The sequence below is a fragment of the Streptomyces sp. M92 genome (assembly GCF_028473745.1).
Taxonomy (GTDB): Bacteria; Actinomycetota; Actinomycetes; order Streptomycetales; family Streptomycetaceae; genus Streptomyces.
Map to the genome: position 1 here is coordinate 1,972,629 of NZ_CP101137.1, position 16,397 is coordinate 1,989,025.

At 74.8% G+C, this 16,397-nt stretch carries 12 protein-coding genes and 1 tRNA gene; 9 read left to right on the forward strand and 4 right to left on the reverse strand.

From position 1 onward, the window contains the following. Positions 1 to 9: 9 nt before the first annotated feature. The 8 genes from M6G08_RS08980 to M6G08_RS09015 all read left to right on the forward strand — a co-directional run bounded on the left by M6G08_RS08980 (position 10) and on the right by M6G08_RS09015 (position 10,975). On the forward strand, positions 10 to 654 hold the full coding sequence (locus M6G08_RS08980) for a flavoprotein (protein WP_272586648.1): 645 nt from the start codon (positions 10 to 12) through the stop codon (positions 652 to 654). Beyond that, positions 651 to 1,682 (forward strand): hypothetical protein, encoded by a 1,032-nt coding sequence (locus M6G08_RS08985; protein ID WP_272586649.1) that lies wholly within the window; start codon positions 651 to 653, stop codon positions 1,680 to 1,682. The genes M6G08_RS08980 and M6G08_RS08985 overlap by 4 nt, the downstream gene beginning before the upstream one ends. Further along, positions 1,679 to 4,546 (forward strand): insulinase family protein, encoded by a 2,868-nt coding sequence (locus M6G08_RS08990; protein WP_272586650.1) that lies wholly within the window; start codon positions 1,679 to 1,681, stop codon positions 4,544 to 4,546. Before M6G08_RS08985 ends, M6G08_RS08990 begins: the two co-directional genes overlap by 4 nt. Beyond that, entirely contained in the window at positions 4,543 to 5,709 is a 1,167-nt protein-coding gene (gene lxmK, locus M6G08_RS08995; protein WP_272586651.1) for a class V lanthionine synthetase subunit LxmK, read from the forward strand. Before M6G08_RS08990 ends, lxmK begins: the two co-directional genes overlap by 4 nt. Next, a complete protein-coding gene (locus M6G08_RS09000; RefSeq protein ID WP_272586652.1) occupies positions 5,706 to 6,794 on the forward strand; it encodes a T3SS effector HopA1 family protein in 1,089 nt (362 codons plus the stop codon). Before lxmK ends, M6G08_RS09000 begins: the two co-directional genes overlap by 4 nt. After that, positions 6,791 to 7,576, forward strand: a complete 786-nt coding sequence (locus M6G08_RS09005; protein WP_272586653.1) for an ABC transporter ATP-binding protein — start codon at positions 6,791 to 6,793, stop codon at positions 7,574 to 7,576. The genes M6G08_RS09000 and M6G08_RS09005 overlap by 4 nt, the downstream gene beginning before the upstream one ends. Continuing rightward, a complete protein-coding gene (locus M6G08_RS09010; protein WP_272586654.1) occupies positions 7,552 to 9,117 on the forward strand; it encodes a transporter in 1,566 nt (521 codons plus the stop codon). The genes M6G08_RS09005 and M6G08_RS09010 overlap by 25 nt, the downstream gene beginning before the upstream one ends. 64 nt (positions 9,118 to 9,181) lie before the next feature. Further along, positions 9,182 to 10,975 carry an ABC transporter ATP-binding protein gene (locus M6G08_RS09015; RefSeq protein WP_272586655.1) on the forward strand — a complete coding sequence of 598 codons (1,794 nt, stop codon included), beginning with the start codon at positions 9,182 to 9,184 and terminating at the stop codon, positions 10,973 to 10,975. A gap of 288 nt (positions 10,976 to 11,263) precedes the next feature. On the opposite strand, the gene M6G08_RS09020 is transcribed toward M6G08_RS09015, so the two are convergent. From M6G08_RS09020 to M6G08_RS09030, 3 genes are all read right to left on the reverse strand, one after another. Next, complete coding sequence (locus tag M6G08_RS09020; protein ID WP_272586656.1) at positions 11,264 to 12,640, reverse strand: YncE family protein; 1,377 nt, start codon at positions 12,638 to 12,640, stop codon at positions 11,264 to 11,266. 184 nt (positions 12,641 to 12,824) lie between these two features. Continuing rightward, on the reverse strand, positions 12,825 to 13,202 hold the full coding sequence (locus M6G08_RS09025) for a DUF1330 domain-containing protein (protein WP_272586657.1): 378 nt from the start codon (positions 13,200 to 13,202) through the stop codon (positions 12,825 to 12,827). A 312-nt stretch (positions 13,203 to 13,514) separates the two neighbouring features. Continuing rightward, a complete protein-coding gene (locus M6G08_RS09030) occupies positions 13,515 to 14,348 on the reverse strand; it encodes a PIG-L family deacetylase (RefSeq protein ID WP_272586658.1) in 834 nt (277 codons plus the stop codon). A 641-nt stretch (positions 14,349 to 14,989) separates the two neighbouring features. Here M6G08_RS09030 and M6G08_RS09035 point away from each other — a divergent pair. Then, on the forward strand, positions 14,990 to 15,793 hold the full coding sequence (locus tag M6G08_RS09035) for a YwqG family protein (RefSeq protein WP_272586659.1): 804 nt from the start codon (positions 14,990 to 14,992) through the stop codon (positions 15,791 to 15,793). A gap of 97 nt (positions 15,794 to 15,890) precedes the next feature. Here the strand turns inward: M6G08_RS09035 and M6G08_RS09040 are convergent. Continuing rightward, positions 15,891 to 15,964, reverse strand: a tRNA-Gly gene (locus M6G08_RS09040). Between the last annotated feature and the right edge of the window lie 433 nt (positions 15,965 to 16,397).

The following is a 16,397-nucleotide window of genomic DNA, read 5'->3' on the forward strand; positions in this document are numbered from 1 at the left end:
GAGCCGGCCATGCGCGAAGACACCGCCCGTGAAGCGGCCCCGGAGGCGCCGGCACCGGGGGCGCCCCTGCTGGACGTGCGCCGCCTGCTGCTGATCGGCACCGGGTCGGCCTCGGCCGTCGACCTGCCGAGCTGGCTGGGCTGGCTGCGCGCCACCCACCCCGGCCTGGAGACGCAGGTCGTCCTCACCCGCAGCGCCGAGCGGTTCGTCACCCTCCAGGCCGCCACCGCCGCCGCCGGACGCGTGGCCCTGCGGGACAGCTGGCCCGACGACCCGACGGTGTCCGTGCGCCACGTCGAACTGGCCGAGTGGGCCGAGGCCTTGGTCGTCTACCCGGCCACCCTCGCCTTCACCGCCCGCTTCGCCCAGGGCCACGCCGACAGCCCCGGACTGCTCGCCGCGCAGTGCACCGGCGCTCCCGTCGGCCTGGCCGCCGCGCTGCCGCCCGGCGGGGCCGACAGCCACGCCTACCGCATGCACATCGAGGCGTTGCGGGCCCGGCCCAACGTGGTCGTCCTGCCGCCGGTGCCCGGGCTCAGCCAGACGACCGGCCGCATGGACAGCTGGGCCCCCGGGCTGCTGCCCGACCTGCTGACCCGGCTGGAACGACGCCGTACGGCGCTGGCCGCACGGGACCACGGGAGCGGGCGATGAACCACCCCGCCCCCGGCCACCCCGCCGCCGGTCGTCCGGGTACCGGCCGCCCCGGTACCGGCGCCTTTGGCCCGCCGGTCGACCCGTCCGCCCCCGTGACCTCGTTCGGCACCGGACTGCTGATCACCGAGGTGCGTCGCGTTCCGGGCGGCCAGGAGTACGAGTGGCTGCGTGCCCCCGGCCCGGTGGCCCCCGCCCCCTTCGCGCCGGTCCCCGGCACGCTGCGGCGGGTGTGCGAGGGAATCGGTGAGCACCACGGGGTCCGGTTCGCCGTGGGCGAGGAGACCGAGGGGCCGACCGGAGCAGGCCGCCGCTACCGGGCCGGTCACGACCGGTCCGTCATCCATTACCTGCTCGTCGGCGGGCCCGCCGAGGTACCCGGTGGCGCTGCCGCACTCGAACGCGCCCTGCGCGGCACCGGGGCCCTGCTCGCCGCCCTGCACCGGGCCCCGATACCCACACCCACACCCACACCCACACCCACACCCGCCCCGGCCCCGGGCCCCGCCCGCGGGCTGCGGCGGCTGTGGACCTGGCTGGCCGGGGACAGCCGCGCCGCGGAGGCCTTCGCCGCTCACGACGGCGTCCTGGACACGCTGCGCCGCTGGTGCGCGCAGGCCCTGACCGCCGACGCCGATTCCGCCGATGGCCGGCCGGCCCGGCCCGTGCTCAGCCACGGCGCGCCGGGCCTCGGCTCCCTGGTGCCGGACCCGCGCACCGGCACCGCCGTACTGCTCACCGGCGAGGATCTCTGCCTCGCCCCCTGGCCGTACGACCTCGGCTGGATCACCGGCGAACTCGCCGAACTGCGCTGGGCGCACGGCGGCGACGCCGCCGAGTGGCAGCGCCTTCTCGGCGCTCTGGTCGAGGGGTACGGGCGAGGCCTGGGCGAGAGGGCGCGTCGCTGGGCGGCCCTGCGCATCGCCCTGCACGCCCACGACACGCTCGCCTACAGCGACGAGGGGCGCGCCGCCGCCGTGTACGTCCTGCTGGCGGCCCGCCTCGTCCGGGGCGGTGCGACGCGGTGATCCACAGGTTCACGCTGCCCAACGGCCTGCGGGTCGTGGTGGATCCGACCGACGCGGGGCCGCTCGCCGGGGTCGCCGTGCACTACGGCGTCGGGTTCCGGTCCGAGCCGCCCGGCCGTTCCGGGTTCGCCCACCTCTTCGAGCACCTCATGTTCGACGGCAGCGAGCACTTCCCGGCGCGCGGCTACCTCGCCGAGGTGCTGGCGGCCGGCGGTGACGCGAGCGGCACCACCCACCAGGACTACACCGACTACTTCCACACCGTCCCCGGCCCGGCGCTGGAGCGGGCGCTGTTCGCCGAGGCGGACCGGATGCGCGCCCCGCGCTTCACCGCCGGCGGTCTCGCCGAGCAACTGAGCGGTGTCGAGGGGGAGATCAGGCAGGCCCTGTATGAGGCGCCCCTCGGCGGCTTCCCCTGGCCCCTGCTGCCCGCGCTGCTCTTCGACACCCACCCCAACGCCCACGACGGTTACGGCGACACCGGCGCGCTGGCCCAGGTGACGGTCGCCGACTGCGAGGAGTTCTTCAGGCTGCACTACGGCCCCGGCAACGCCGTCCTGACGGTCTCCGGCGCAAGTGACGTCGCGCGTGTCCGACGGCTGGTCACCCGGCACTTCGCGGACATCGCGCACCGCCCGGCGCCCACCCCGCCCGACCTCGCGGAACCGGATCTCACCGAGGACCGCGTGAGCGTACGGCGGTTCCCCGGGCTGCCTCCCGGCGCCGGAGCCGTGGCCGCCGGGTACCGCCTCACCGACCCGTCAGCCGGACTCGACGGCTACCTCGCCCACATGGTGCTCGCCGGACTGCTGCGCGGACAGCGACGTTCCGGGGCCGCCGGCCGCATCGCCTCCGCCGAGTGCGGTTTCTTCGGCCCGCTCGACGCCCTGACACCCGACACCTTCACCGTCACCCTGCGCCACCCCGACGGCGCCGACCCGCGGGAGACGCTCCGCCATCTCGACCGTGCCCTCGAGGCGGCTGCCGACGGGCTGCCCGCGGCCCGGGTGGCCGGGACCGCGCGACGGCTGGCCGCCGGGCTGCACCGCACCGGGCATGGTCCGACGGCCCGCGCCCGTGGCCTGGGCAGACTGGAACTGCTCTTCGGCCGGGCGGAACTCCACGACGAACTGCCCGCACGGATCGGGGAGGTCGGCGCGGCCCGGGTCGCGGCAGCCGCGCGCGGCCTGCTCACCACGCGACGCGCCACGCTCGTGGCCGAACCCACCTCCACGCGCCCCCACCCAGCCCCACGGCCCGGCACCCCATCCGCCCGCCCTGCGGTGTCCGGCGCGACGCCGGTCGCGGAGCCTGCGGTGTCCGGTCGGGTGTCGGTGGCGGAGCCTGCGGTGTCCGGTCGGGTGTCGGTGGCGGAGCCTGCGGTGTCCGGGCGGGTGTCGGTGGCGGAGCCTGCGGTGTCCGGTCGGGTGTCGGTCGCCGAGCCCGCTGCGCCCGGGGGCGTGCCGGCCGCCCGCCCCGCCGTACCCGGGGTGGTGCCGGTCGCCGAGTCCACCGTGGCCGGTGCCGGGTCGGCCGCCCGCCCTGCCGTACCCGGCGTCGTGACGGCGGCGCGTCACGTCGAGCCCGGGGCCGTCACGGACGTCCGTCGTGTCGTGCCCGCGGTCGGGGCGCGGCAGCCGCTGGGGCTGCGCCGGCACCACGCGCTCGGTCGGCCGGGAACGGACCGTTGGCGCGTCGTGGCCGTGCGGGACGACCGTGTGCCCCTGTGCGAGGTGCGCGTGCGTCTGACGCCACCGCCCGGCCTCGGCGCGGCCCGGCTGCACGCCCACGCCCGCGTCCTCGGCGCGCGCTGGGACGCGCAGCCGCTGCTGGCCGGCGGCGGGCACACCGTCCGCGTCCTGGGCGGCCGGGTCCACCTGGACGGCTGGTTCACCGCGGACGCGGCCCCGCACTGGCCCACGCTCCTCGGCGAACTCGTCGGCGTCCCCCCGGGCGTGGACGAACTGACGGCCGCGGCCCCCGCCGCCGCGAGGGCGCTGCGCGCCGCCCACCGCTCGCACGAGGGCCTGCTGGACCACGTACTCCCGCACCTTCTGACCGGCCGCCCGGTCCCGCCCCTGGAACCCGCGCTGCCCGCCGACGTCCTCACGGCGGAGGCGGGCCGCCCGGCACCCTGGACGGACGGGCTCGTCGTGCTGGTGGGGGACATCGCGTCCGCGACGGCGGCGGAGGGGACACTGAAGACCGTCCTCGACGCGTCACCCGTCGCGGATCCGCCCGCCGAGGACGGTCCCGCGCCGGCCGGCCCCGCCCGGTCCGGGCTCGTCCACCTCCGCGCCCCGGGCCCGCCCCGGCTGGTCTGGACGGTCCGGGAGCGGCCGTATCCCACCCCGCGCCCCGACCCCGCCGACCTCGCGGCCCGCTACCTGGCCGCCGTCGTGCTCGGCAGCGGTCATCCGTCCGCCCGGCTGACCCGGCTCACCACGCCCGAGGCGCCGCTCGGCTTCCCGGTCTTCGCCGGACGGGACACCGCGTACGGGGCACCGCGGCTCCACGTCACCGCGTGGCCGCCCGCGACCGGCGCCGCCCGCGCGGCGCACGCCGTCCACGGCGAGATCACGCGGCTGGCCGACGTACCGCCCACGGACCGGGAGGTCGAGGCCGCCCGGCACTTCACCGACGGCCAGCTGCACGCGGTGTTCGAGACGCAGGCGCACCTCGCCGACCAGGTCGCCGCGTGGGAGCTCCTGGGGCTCGACACCGGCCGCACCGACGCCTTCACCGACGCCGTACGGAACCTGACGACCGCCGAGGTGGCCCGTGCCCGCCACGCGATCCTGCCCGACTCCGGTCTCGTCGGTGTGCTCACCGGCCGGACCGGCGAACCCGAGGTGACACCGTGACCACGTTGCTGCGCTTCCTTCCCGTCCCTCTGGTGGACGCTCCGGAGGTGGGGGCCCTGCTGGACCGTCTGGGGCTGGGCGCCTTCGACCCGGCCGGCCTCACCGCGCTGCCCGGGCGCAACGACACCTGGGCGGGCACCACCGCGTCCGGGACCGCCGTGTTCGTCAAGCGGCTCACCGGCCCCGCCGATGACGTACGACGGCGCATGGACCGTGCCCTCGCCTTCGAGGCCGTCACGGCCGCCGGCCCCGCGGGTGTCCTGCGCGGCCCCCGGCTGCTCGGCAGCGACGAGGAGCACGGCCTGCTGGCCTTCGAGTACCTCGAAGACGCCCGCAGCGGTACGGAGCTGATGCTGGACGAGTCCTTCGGCCCCGGCCTGGCCCGCCGGGCCGGCGAGTCACTGGGGCTGCTGCACGCCACCGTGCCCCCCTGCGGGGACGGCGTCCGCGCACTCGACGCGTCCACCCCGCCGCTGCCCTCGCCCGCCCTCCTGGAGGCGCTGCCCCTGGCGATGTACGAGGAGGCCAGCAGCGCCGAACTCCAGACCTGGCAACTGCTGCAGAGCGACGACGAACTGGTCGCCGCCGTCACCGCCCTGCTGGCGGCCGAGCGCGCGGCGCCCAGCGTGCCGGCCCACTGCGACCTGCGGATGGACCAGTTCCTGGTGACGGCCGGCGACCGCCCCCGGGTGCTGGTCGCCGACTGGGAGGAGTTCCGTGCCGCCGACGCCGCCCGCGACATCGGCGGGTTCGTCGGAGAATGGCTGCACAGGTCCGTCCTGGACATCGTGACGGACCGCGACGGCACGGGCCGGGCGGAGACGGACCCGCTCTCCGGCGCGGAGGTCTTCGCGGACGCGGGCCTGAGCCGCGAGGCCGTCCTGGCCCGGGGACGCGAGAACCTGCTGCGCGTACGTCCCGTCATCGAGGCGTTCTGGTCCGGATACCGCCGGGCGCGCCCCCGCACCGACCGCACCGACCCCGGCCTGGCACACCGAGCCGCCGGCTTCGCCGGCTGGCACCTCCTCGACCGCCTGCTGGCGGGCGCGGCCCGCGCCAACCGACTGCGCGCCATCGAGCGCGCCGCCGCCGGCATCGGACGCACCGCGCTGATCGCACCGGCGCGTTTCACCACCGCCCTCGGCCTCGGAGAGACCCCGTGACCGCACCTACCCACGTCCCCGCCGAGCCGCGCACCGAGCCGTACGCCGCCCCGGGCCCCTCCCGGCCGCGTCCCGCGCCGCGACTGCTCGACGCGCTCCTCGGCATCCGCGTCTCCGCCGACCTGCGGACCGCCTCCGCGGGCGGACACACCACGCGGCCGGTACGGCCCGGCGAACTCCGGCCGGTGCTCGCCGCGCTGCTCTACGACGTCGTGCACAGCGGCCGCCCGCACGGCGAGCGGACCCCGCTGAGCCTGCGCGAGGCGGCCCTGGAGCGCGAGCTGCGGGCCGCGGTCCCGCACCGGACGGTCGACCGGCCCGCGACCGCCCTCGCACCGCGCCGGGACCCGGCGGAACTCGGCCTCGGCCCAGGCGTCCTGGTCGGCCTGAACGGCGTCCGCGTCATGGTCCCGTCCGAAACCCTCCGCGATCCCGGCCCCACCGTCGCCCTGGCGGCCGCGCGCCCCGCGCTCTCCCCGGGCTTTCTCTACGTGTGCGGCAGCCGCGAACCGGAGAACGACGAGGAACTGCTGCGGGTGTACGTCCACCTGACCGACCCGCACCGGGCGGCGGGCGTGTGGGCGGCCGTACTGCGGCGCCTGGAGGACGACGGAGCCTCCTACCACGCCAAGGTGCTGTCCGCCCCGTCGTCCTACCCGCGCCGGGACGCCCTCGTCGTCTACCTCGGCCGCCGCTCCTGGGGCGCCTGCCACGCCGTGGCCGACGCCGTGTGCGATCTGCCCGGCGTCGCTCCCGGTACCTCCGCGTTCACCCACCGCCTCGGGCCCGGCACCGCCATCGCCTGGGAACCCGACGACACCCGGCCCGGCACGGCCGCCATGAGCTTCGGCCAGCACCGCGCGAACGCCCTCGCCGAGGCCGCCGTACGGGCCGCGCACGCGGGCCTCGACCCGGTCGCGCCGGGGGCCCGCACGGCGCTGGCCGCCGTGCTGGCCGAGGTCTGCCGCACGGCCGGCATCGACCCCTCGGCCCCGTTCAGGAACCTGCGGTCCCCGGCGGTCCCCGGCGGCCCCCAGCCCGTGACCGCCCGCACCCCCCACCCGCACGAAGGAGAGGCACCGTGACGACGTCAGCCGCCGTCGAGGTACACGGCCTACGGAAGGTGTTCGACGGCAAGACCGCCGTCGACGGAGTCGAACTGACCGTGCCCGGCGGCAGCTTCTACGGCCTCGTGGGCCCCAACGGAGCAGGCAAGACCACCAGCCTCTCCATGATCACCGGTCTGCTGCGCCCGGACGCCGGCACCGTTACCGTCGCCGGGCACGACGTCTGGCGCGACCCCTACGAGGCCAAGGAACGCATCGGCATCCTTCCCGAGGGCCTGCGGCTCTTCGAGCGCCTCGGCGGACGCGAACTGCTCGCCTACACCGGCCGGTTGCGCGGCCTCAGCGGCGCCGAGACGGACGAGCGGGCCGACCAGCTCCTCGACGTGCTGGGCCTGACCGAGGCGGCCGGCAAGCTGGTGGTCGACTACTCCACCGGCATGCGCAAGAAGATCGGCCTCGCGGCCGCCCTGCTGCACAACCCGCCGGTGCTGTTCCTCGACGAGCCCTTCGAGAGCGTCGACCCCGTGTCCGCGCAGACCATCCGCGAAGTGCTGCGCGCCTACACCGAGTCCGGCTCCACGGTCGTCTTCTCCAGCCACGTGATGGAACTGGTCCAGGCCCTGTGCAGCCACGTGGCGGTCATGGCGGAGGGCCGGATCGTCACCGCGGGCACCCTCGACGAGGTCCGCGGCGGGCGCAGCCTGGGCGACGCCTTCATGGACCTCGTCGGCTCGCCCCTGCCCCCGGGCGGGACCAAGGGAAAGGGGGCACTGCGGTGGTTGGGCTCTTCGTCCGCCTGAAACTGGCCCTGCTCAGGGGCAGCCTGCGCCGCAGCCGCGCCCGGGCCGCCGGCTTCGTCGTCGGGGCCCTGGCGGCCCTGGCCGCCGCCGGCCTCACCGCCGCCCGGCTCGCCCAGCGGCACGGCGAACCCGCCGCCGACCTCGCCGTCCTGGCCGCAGCCGGCCTGCTGGTCGGCTGGGTCGTGCTGCCGCTCACCGCGGGCTCCGGCACCGGGGACGAGAGCGCGGACCCCACCCGGCTCGCCGTGCTCCCGCTCCGCCCCCGGCCGCTCGTCGTCGGTTCCACCGCCGCCGCCCTGGTCGGCCCCGGCCCGCTGGCCACCCTGGTGGTGCTCGCCGGCGCCACGGCCGCCGTGACCGGCACGGGCGCCGCCGTCGCGGTCGCCGTCCCGGCCGCCCTGCTCGCCCTGCTGCTCTGCGTGGTCACGTCCCGGGCCGTCACCGCCGCCTACGCGCGCGCCCTGACCAGCCGACGGGGCAAGGACGCCGCGGCCATGGGCGGACTGCTCGTCGCGGTCGTCTCCTTCACCGCGTACCTGCTGCTCTCCTCGGCGGGGGCGCCCGAGCCGAGCGTCCCGCCGGCGGTGTCCGACGTGCTCCGCCGGACACCGCCCGGCTGGGTCGCCGACGCACCGCACGCCGCCACCGAGGGCAGGTGGGGCGTCGCCCTCGCCGAACTCGGCGCGACCGCCTTGCTGATCCTGCTCCTGGCGGTGTGGTGGCACCACTCCCTGGTGCGGCTCATGACCACCAGCGACCGGTCCACCGCCCGGCCGGCCCGCGCCCGCTCCGCCGACGCGGGCCCCTGGGCCCGGCTGGGCTCCCGCAGCCGGACCCTCCTCATCACCCACCACCAGCTGCGGTCGTTCGCGCGGGCACCCCGCCACCGCATGCTGATGGCCACCTCGCTGGCGTACTCCTCGATCTTCCCGCTCGTCCTGGTGGCGGTGGCCGTCAAGACCCCGTACGCCGCCCTGGGCGGCGCCTGGGTGTTCGCGCTGAGCTCGCCGTCGATGCTGTTCACCATGGACGGCTCCGCCGTCTGGACGAACGTCGCCACCACCCGCAGCGTCGCCCATGCCCGCGCCGAGGTCACCGGCCGCTTCCTGGCCCAGATCGTGGTTGCGGTGCCCTGGCTCGCCGCGATCACCGTGGTGATCGCACTGACCACCGGGACGACCGGGCAGATCCCCGAAGTGCTGGGCTTGATCTGTGCGCTGCTCGGCGTGACCTTCTCGATGGGCGCGGTCATCAGCGTCCGCTGGCCCTACGCCTTCGAGCACGACTCGATCCTCACCGGTGTACCCGGACAGGGCGGGACCTACCACCTGATGAACTTCGCCGCCTCGATCGCCGGCCCCCTGGCCACCACGCCCCTGGTGGCGGGCGCGGTCCTGCTGCACGGCACGGGCCACGCCTGGCTGCTGCTGCCCGCGGGGCTCGCCTACGGCCTGCTGGTGACCTCGGTCGTCCTGCGCCGCACGGGCGCCCGCCTGTTCCGCACCTACCCGGACGTCCTCAACGCCCTCCGCCTGGGCTGACACACGTCCACCGCCACCTGCCGACCCCATCCGTCACCACCCGACGACAAGGACCCCACCCGCCGTGACGACCGCCGCCCACGACTCGTCCTTTAGACGGCTCCTCGGCCACGCCCGCCCGCACCGGGGCACGCTGGCCGCCGGGGCGGCGCTCATCACCGCGGGCGCCCTGACCGAACTGGCCCAGCCCCTGGTGGCCAAGTCGGTCGTGGACGCCCTCGCGGTCGGTGACAGCATGCTGAGGCCGGTCCTGCTGCTGGCCCTGCTGGTGCTCGGCGGGGCGATCGTCGGAGCCTTCGGCCGCTTCCTCATGGAACGCGCGGCGGAGGGCGTCGTACTCACCGCGCGCCGCGGCCTCGTCGACCGGCTGCTGCGGCTGCGTGTGGACAGCCTGGACCGGCAGCAGCCGGGTGACCTCGTCTCCCGGGTCACCGCCGACACCACCCTGCTGCGCTCGGCCGCCACCAGCCATCTGGTGGAGGTCGGGGTCGGCGCCGTCTCCCTGGTCGGCATGCTCGTCCTGATGGCACGGCTCGACCCGGTGCTCTTCCTGGTGGTCCTCGGCGTGGTCGTACTGATCGGCTGCTGCTCCCTGCTGGTGATGCCGAGGATCGGCCGGGCCGGCCGTCAGACCCAGGAGGCCCTCGGTGAACTCGGTGCCGGCCTCGAACGGGTCCTGGGCGCCTTCCGCACGGTCAAGGCCGCCGGCGCCGAGGACCACGAGGCGGCGGCGCTGAACGCCGCCGCCGAACGGGCCTGGCGACGCGGAGTGCTCGCGGCCCGCTGGGGCGCCGTCGCCGGTGTCGCCGGGGGCCTCGCGATCCAGCTGTCGTTCCTGTCGGTGCTCGGCGTGGGCGGCAGCCGCGTCGCCGACGGCACCCTGCCGGTCTCCTCACTGATCGCCTTCCTGCTCTACCTCTTCTACCTGGCGGCGCCGATCCACCAGCTGGTCTCCGGCATCACCGGCCTGCAGATCGGCATGGCCGCCGTACGCCGCACGGGCGAACTGGAGGACATGCCCCAGGAACCCACCCGTGCCCCGTCGACCCGTGGCCGGGCCGGAACCGACGACGGCACGCGAGGCGGCGGAGCCGCCGTACGTTTCCGCGACGTCGCCTTCCGGTACGACGAGACGGGCCCCGCCGTCCTGGACGGCCTCTCCTTCGACGTGCCGCCCAACGGCCTGACGGCCGTGGTCGGCCCCTCGGGCGTCGGCAAGAGCACCCTGTTCGCCCTGCTGGAACGGTTCTACGAGGCGGACGCGGGCAGCATCGAGGTCGACGGCCGGGACGTCCGCGACTGGCCGCTGCCCGAACTGCGGCGCACCATCGGGCTGGTGGAACAGGACGCCCCGGTGCTCGCCGGCACGCTCCGGGACAACCTGCTCCTCGCCGCGTCCGACGCCACCGAGGAGGAGATCGGGGACGCCGTCCGCCTCGCCCGCCTGACCACCTTGGTGGACCGGCTGCCGAACGGCCTCGACACCCCCGTCGGGCACCGGGGCACCACCCTGTCCGGCGGACAGCGCCAGCGCGTCGCCATCGCCCGCGCGCTGCTGCGCCGCCCCCGCCTGCTCCTGCTCGACGAGGCGACCAGCCAGCTCGACGCCCTCAGCGAACTCGAACTCCGTGACGCCGTCGCCGACATATCCCGTACGACCACGGTGCTGGTGGTGGCCCACCGGCTGTCCACCGTCGTCGGGGCGCGCCGGATCCTGGTCCTCGAACAGGGCAGGGTCCGGGCATCGGGCACTCACGAGGACCTGGCCCGCACCGACGACCTCTACCGGGCCCTGGCCTCGACCCAGATGCTCGGCCCCGGCGCGCTCCACCGTGCCCCCGCTGGCCATTCCGTGTAGCCGAGGAGCCGGACCGGGTCCGTGCCGGTGAACTCCGGAGCGCCGGCGGCGGGCGTGCCCGGAACCTCCTGCCTGGAAGAGGGCGCATCGTCTCCTCGCAGGACGCGAAGGCGGCCGTGCGGCCGCCGCCGGCCTGCGGGCGACGCCCGGCCGGGAAACCGAGTCCCCGGCCGGGCGCCTTCTCGGACCGCTCGCGGGGCAGTCAGCCCGTGACTCAGCCCGGTGACTCAGCCCGTGACTCAGCCCGGTGACTCAGCCCGTGACTCAGCCCGTGACTCAGCCCGTGACTCAGTCCGAGACGACGTCGACCACGACCGAGCCGTAGGCGTAGGCGTGCCGCGTGTCGCCGTAGTACTGGACGGTGTACTGGACCTGCCCCTTGGCCATCGGCCGGTCGGTGTAGCTGAACGTGCCGTCCGCGGCGACGTTCGCGGAGCCGATGAGCGTGCCCTCACCCGCCATGGGGTCGTCGATCCGCCAGATGTCGACGGTGTTGCCGGCGCCGAAGCCCACGGGAGCCTCGAGCTTCCCGGTCAGGGTGAGGTCCTGGTTGCGCGGCGACGAGGCCGGTGCCTGCACCGTGACGGTGGTGGGGACCCGCGGGTGGTCCAGGACGTGCAGCGTGAGGGACGAGGTGCCGCTGGTCTCGGTGACCGCGAAGATCCGGCTGCCGTCCGGGGCCCAGGCCAGGCCGCCGGGTACCAGGGTGGTGTCGGCGTAGTCGGAGGGCGCCGGGAAGTCCCAGGCCGCGTAGGACGCCGGGGCGTCCGGCGCGAACAGCTGCACGTCGGCCCCGCTCGGCTGGTAGAGGCCCGCGGCCACCGTGCCGGCGGGGTCGACGGCCACCGAGTTGGGGGACCAACTGGTGGCGAGGACGGAGTCGTCCGCCAGGTCGGCCGTGCGCAGCACCTGGTGGTGGTGGGCTCCGGCGCAGGCGATGACGACCTTCTGGGCGTCCGGGGTCAGGGCGAGGTCCTGCAGGCTCGAGCACCCGTCCGGTCCCGGATCGACGCGCCTCGCCCGGGCGTCGGCCCGGCCGGCGCTCACGTCGTACACCGCGACGGCGGCCGTGTTGCCGTCCGACTCGGCCGCCACGAGGGTGTCCGGTGCCTGCGGGGTGGTGGTCAGGTGGGGCGGGTTGCGGAACGTGTCGAGGCCCTGGTCCCGGGTGACGACCGGCTGCGCACCGCTCAGGTCCAGGGAGCCGAGGGCGCTGCTCCAGGTGTCGAGGCTGTAGCCGAACCAGATCCGGCCTCCGGCCAGCGCGAGGGAGGTCGGACCGGCGTCGGCGCCCGCACCGGTGCCGGTGTCGTAGCGGGCGGTCTCCTGAAGGGTGGCGGTGTCGATCGCGGCGATGGCGCCGGCGTCGCGGAGCGCCACGTACAGCGTGCTGGAGTCGCCGGACAGCGCGAATCCCCAGGCTCCGTCGGCACCGCTGATCTGCTTCACGACCCGGCCCGCGTAGTCCGTCACCACGACGCTGTCACCGAACGGGTCGCTGAGGAAGACCCGCTGGTGAGCGGCGTCGACGGCGATGTCCCGGTACGAGCCGATCGGCAGTGGGGCACTGGTGTCCGCGGCGGCCGGGTTCGTTCCGAGGCCGAGGAGGGAGAGGCTCAGGGCAGCGGTGAGCGCCGCGCCGCGTACGAACTGTCTTATGTGCACGTGATCGTTCGCTTCCTTCGTCAAGGACGTCGTCCGGCGGTGAGTTCCGCCGGGGGCGCGACGGGCACAACCGTCAGGCGCTGTGCCCGTCACTGCCACCGTCGTGATCAACAGGCGGCACTTACCCAGCGCAGACGCCCACCCGGACGTCACCCGGACGTCACCCGGGGAGCGAAGGACGCGATCAGTCTCTGCCGCCTCCCGTCCAGGGCACGGTCGGCTGGAGTACGGCCTCGGTCAGGGCCTGGCTCCGCAGCGCCGTGATCCTCTGGTACTCGGGGTCGGCCACCATGCGGCTGAACGCGTCCCGGCTTGGATAGCGGACGAGCAGCACGGCGTCCCACGCCTGCCCGTCCTCGGCGACCAGCGGCGTGCCGCCGTCACCGGCGTAGAGCAGCTCGCCGCCGTACTGTCGCAGGAAGGGCGCGGCTCGGCGGGAGTACTCCCGGTACGAGTCACGGCCGTCGGGTGCGAAACGCAACAGGTTCAGCATGACGACGGGCTCGTCCGGGGCGTGCGAGCGCAGTGCCGCGAGCGCGGCTCCCGAGGGGTCGACGGCCATGGAGGGCTCCCGGTCTTCGAGGGCCGGCACGGGCTGCGGACCGCTTGGGGAGCGCCACGCGCCGGTGGACGACAGAAGGCTAGAGGAAAGAGCGCGCCCTGCATACCATCCAGTCGGTACGACGATGGGGCGTGCGGCCGCCGTCGGCGACTCGGTGTGGGCCTGTGGGTACGTGCCGGGAGGCGACGTGCCCCACGGCGAGGAGGCCGTCGCGGACCCGGCCCGCCGGCCCGGACGGCGAAGAACCCCCGGGCCTCCGCCTGGGGGTTCCGCATGGAGCCGGTGTCGGGAGTCGCCGGTGCTACGGGCGGATCAGCGCACCCCGGCGAAGAGGTCGTTCTCGGGCAGGGCCGCGCCGGTGGCGTCCTTGACCCGTAGGAAGGTCTCCATGCCCATCAACTCGCCGAACCTCTCCTTCCCCATCTTCAGGAAGAAGATGTTCTCGCCCTGACTGGCGTGCGCGGCCAGCGCGTCGAACTTCTGGCCGCTGAACGCGGTGGTGTCCACCCACGTGGTGATCTCGTCGTCGGGCAGGCCGATCTCGGCCATCGCGGCGGCCTCGGCGGGGTCCGGCTCCGGCATGTCCGGATGGAACTCGCGCATGATCTCGCCGAACCGCTGCATCCCCGAGCGGGGCATCGTGGTCCAGTACACCTTCGGTGTCAGCGCGGTCATCTCCAGCGCCGCCATCGTGATGCGGTGGGCCTGGATGTGATCGGGGTGGCCGTAGAAGCCGTTCTCGTCGTAGGTGACGACCACGTCGGGCCGGTAGTGCCGCATGAGTTCCGCGAGCCGGGCCGCGCCTTCCTCCACCGGGGTCTGCCAGAACGACCCGGGCGCGTCGTTGCTCGGCCAGCCAGCCATCCCGGAGTCGGCGTAGTCCAGCATCTCCAGATCGCTGATCTTCAGGACGCCACAGCTCGCTTCGAGTTCCTGACGCCGCATCAGGGCGACCGCCGCCGGATCGTGCCCGGGCTCGCCCGGTTTGACGCCCCCCGGTCCGTCACCGCAACCGCCGTCGGTGCACGTCACGAGAACCGTGCGGATGCCCTCCGCCGCGTACCGGGCGAGGACACCCCCGGTTCCGGTGGCCTCGTCGTCGGGGTGGGCGTGTACCGCCATGAGCGTCAAGGGCCGGTCGGTCATGGAGCAGTCCTCCTGCAGAGATACGTCTTGGTCCAAGTGGAGCGACGGGCGCACCGCGATTCACGGCCCGGATCCCGGAGGGCTGGACGGCACTGGGGTCTCCGTGTCCCCCGCACGCGCGACGCCGGCGCCTCGATCGATGCAACAGCGCCACCCGGCCGGGCTGTTCCCGACCCCGCGAGCACTCGGCTCCGTCTTGGCGGTCTCCCGCCCAGCCGGCAGGCCGACGTCTGACACCGGGACCGCAAGGAGGTAGGCCGTAGGGCACCTGCTGAGAGGCCCGGCACGACGCACGCGCGGAGATCCACTGCGAAGTCCCGGGGCAGCCACCCGCCCGGCGTCGGCAACGACCGGGCCTCCCGGCGCGCCGCGGCATGCTTCCGGGCGAGGTGGACCGCCGGCCCGGTGGCGCTGTTCCGTCAGGAACTCGCCGAAGGCGTCGGGCCCCGACCAGTGGGCGTACTCGTCGCGGTCCACCGGCGGCCAGGTCCCGACCGCGGCCTCGCCCCGCCTCGTGCGACGCGACGCGGCGCGGCGCGGTCAGTCCGGCGTCCCGCGCCGGTCGCCGATGCTCACGGTGCCCATGGCCCCCCGTTCCTCCGCTTCTCCTGTGCGCCGAGCCGGACGCTACCGTTCCGCCCATGCTCCCGTACTCCACCAGACCCACCACCGAGGCCATCCTGTCCGCCGTCCCCGCCCTGGCCCGGTACGCCCGCCCGGCGGTGCTCCTGCACCCGACGCCCGGAACCCCAGGCCCCCGCGACAGTTCCGTCGCCGGCCCGCTGCTCTGGCCGGCGGACGAGCCGTGGCCGTACTGCTCGGTGCCGGAGGCCCCGGGGACGTCCGGCCTGCCGCCGACCGCGATGGTCCCGGTGATGCAGGTCTTCCGCCGGGACGCCCCCGGCGACTGGTGGCCCGAGGACGCCGATGTGTTCCAACTCCTCTGGTGCCCCAACGAGCACTGGGACCCCCCGGCCCCGCACGCGGACGTCAGCCCGGTCGTCGAGATCCGCTGGCGCCGGACGGCCGACCTGCCGCAGACACCGTTCCCCGCGCCCGCCCCCGTCCGCCAGGAAGAGGAGGACTACGGCTTCTCACCCAGCCCCTGTCTGCTGACTCCTGTGCCACTGACGGACTTCCCCTACCCGGAATCACTGCCGGACGACGTCGCGCAGGACGTCGAACAACTGGTGGCGGCCACGGCCGACGACGGCCACGGCGACCTCATCACGCGTGTGGCGGGCTGCAAGTTCGGCGGCTGGCCCACCTGGCATCTCACCGGGCCGGGGCAGATCGGCTGCCGCACGTGCGACAGCCCGATGGACCTCCTCTTGACCGTCGCCAGCGACGACGCCACGAACATCAACGTCGGCAGATGGGGAGACCTCAGGGTGTTCACCTGCCCCACGGACACGGAGCACGGCTACGAGTTCGACGTCCACTGAAGCTTCAGCCGGAGGCGCCGCCACGGCTTACCGGTGCGGTCGGTACTTGCTCACCGGTCTGTACGAAAACCCCGGGCCGATGACCCGGGGTTTCGCATGGAGCGGGTGACGAGAATCGAACTCGCGCTCTCAGCTTGGGAAGCTGATGTTCTACCATTAAACTACACCCGCGAAAGACGCCGACCGAGGTCGGTGCCTGGACGCTCCGTCACTCTACCCCATCGCTGGCCCCCGGTGTTCCCGCCGTGGGGCCAGTGGTCGTTCCGGTGGCGTGATGCGGCTGCGGGGGCGCGGAGTCGGGGCGTACCGTGGGGGCCCCGCAGAGGGTGTGCGTGGGGGCCGGAGTGCCGCCTGGAGAGTCGTCTCTTTGATCCCGTACTGTGGCTTTTGTCGTCAGGGTAGTAGCAAGCCAGACGCGGCTCTTGGGGAAGGGACTTGAAGGACTTGATGGATCGCACCGTCCTCCGCTGTGCCGATGGGCACGTGTTCACCGCCGCCTCGTTCCCGATGCAGCAGGCCGAGCGGCTCGGCCCCGGCCGGCTCGTCCGATGTCCGCGCTGTGCGCGGCTGCGGAGTGCCGTGCCCGTGGGTTCGCAGAAGCGGT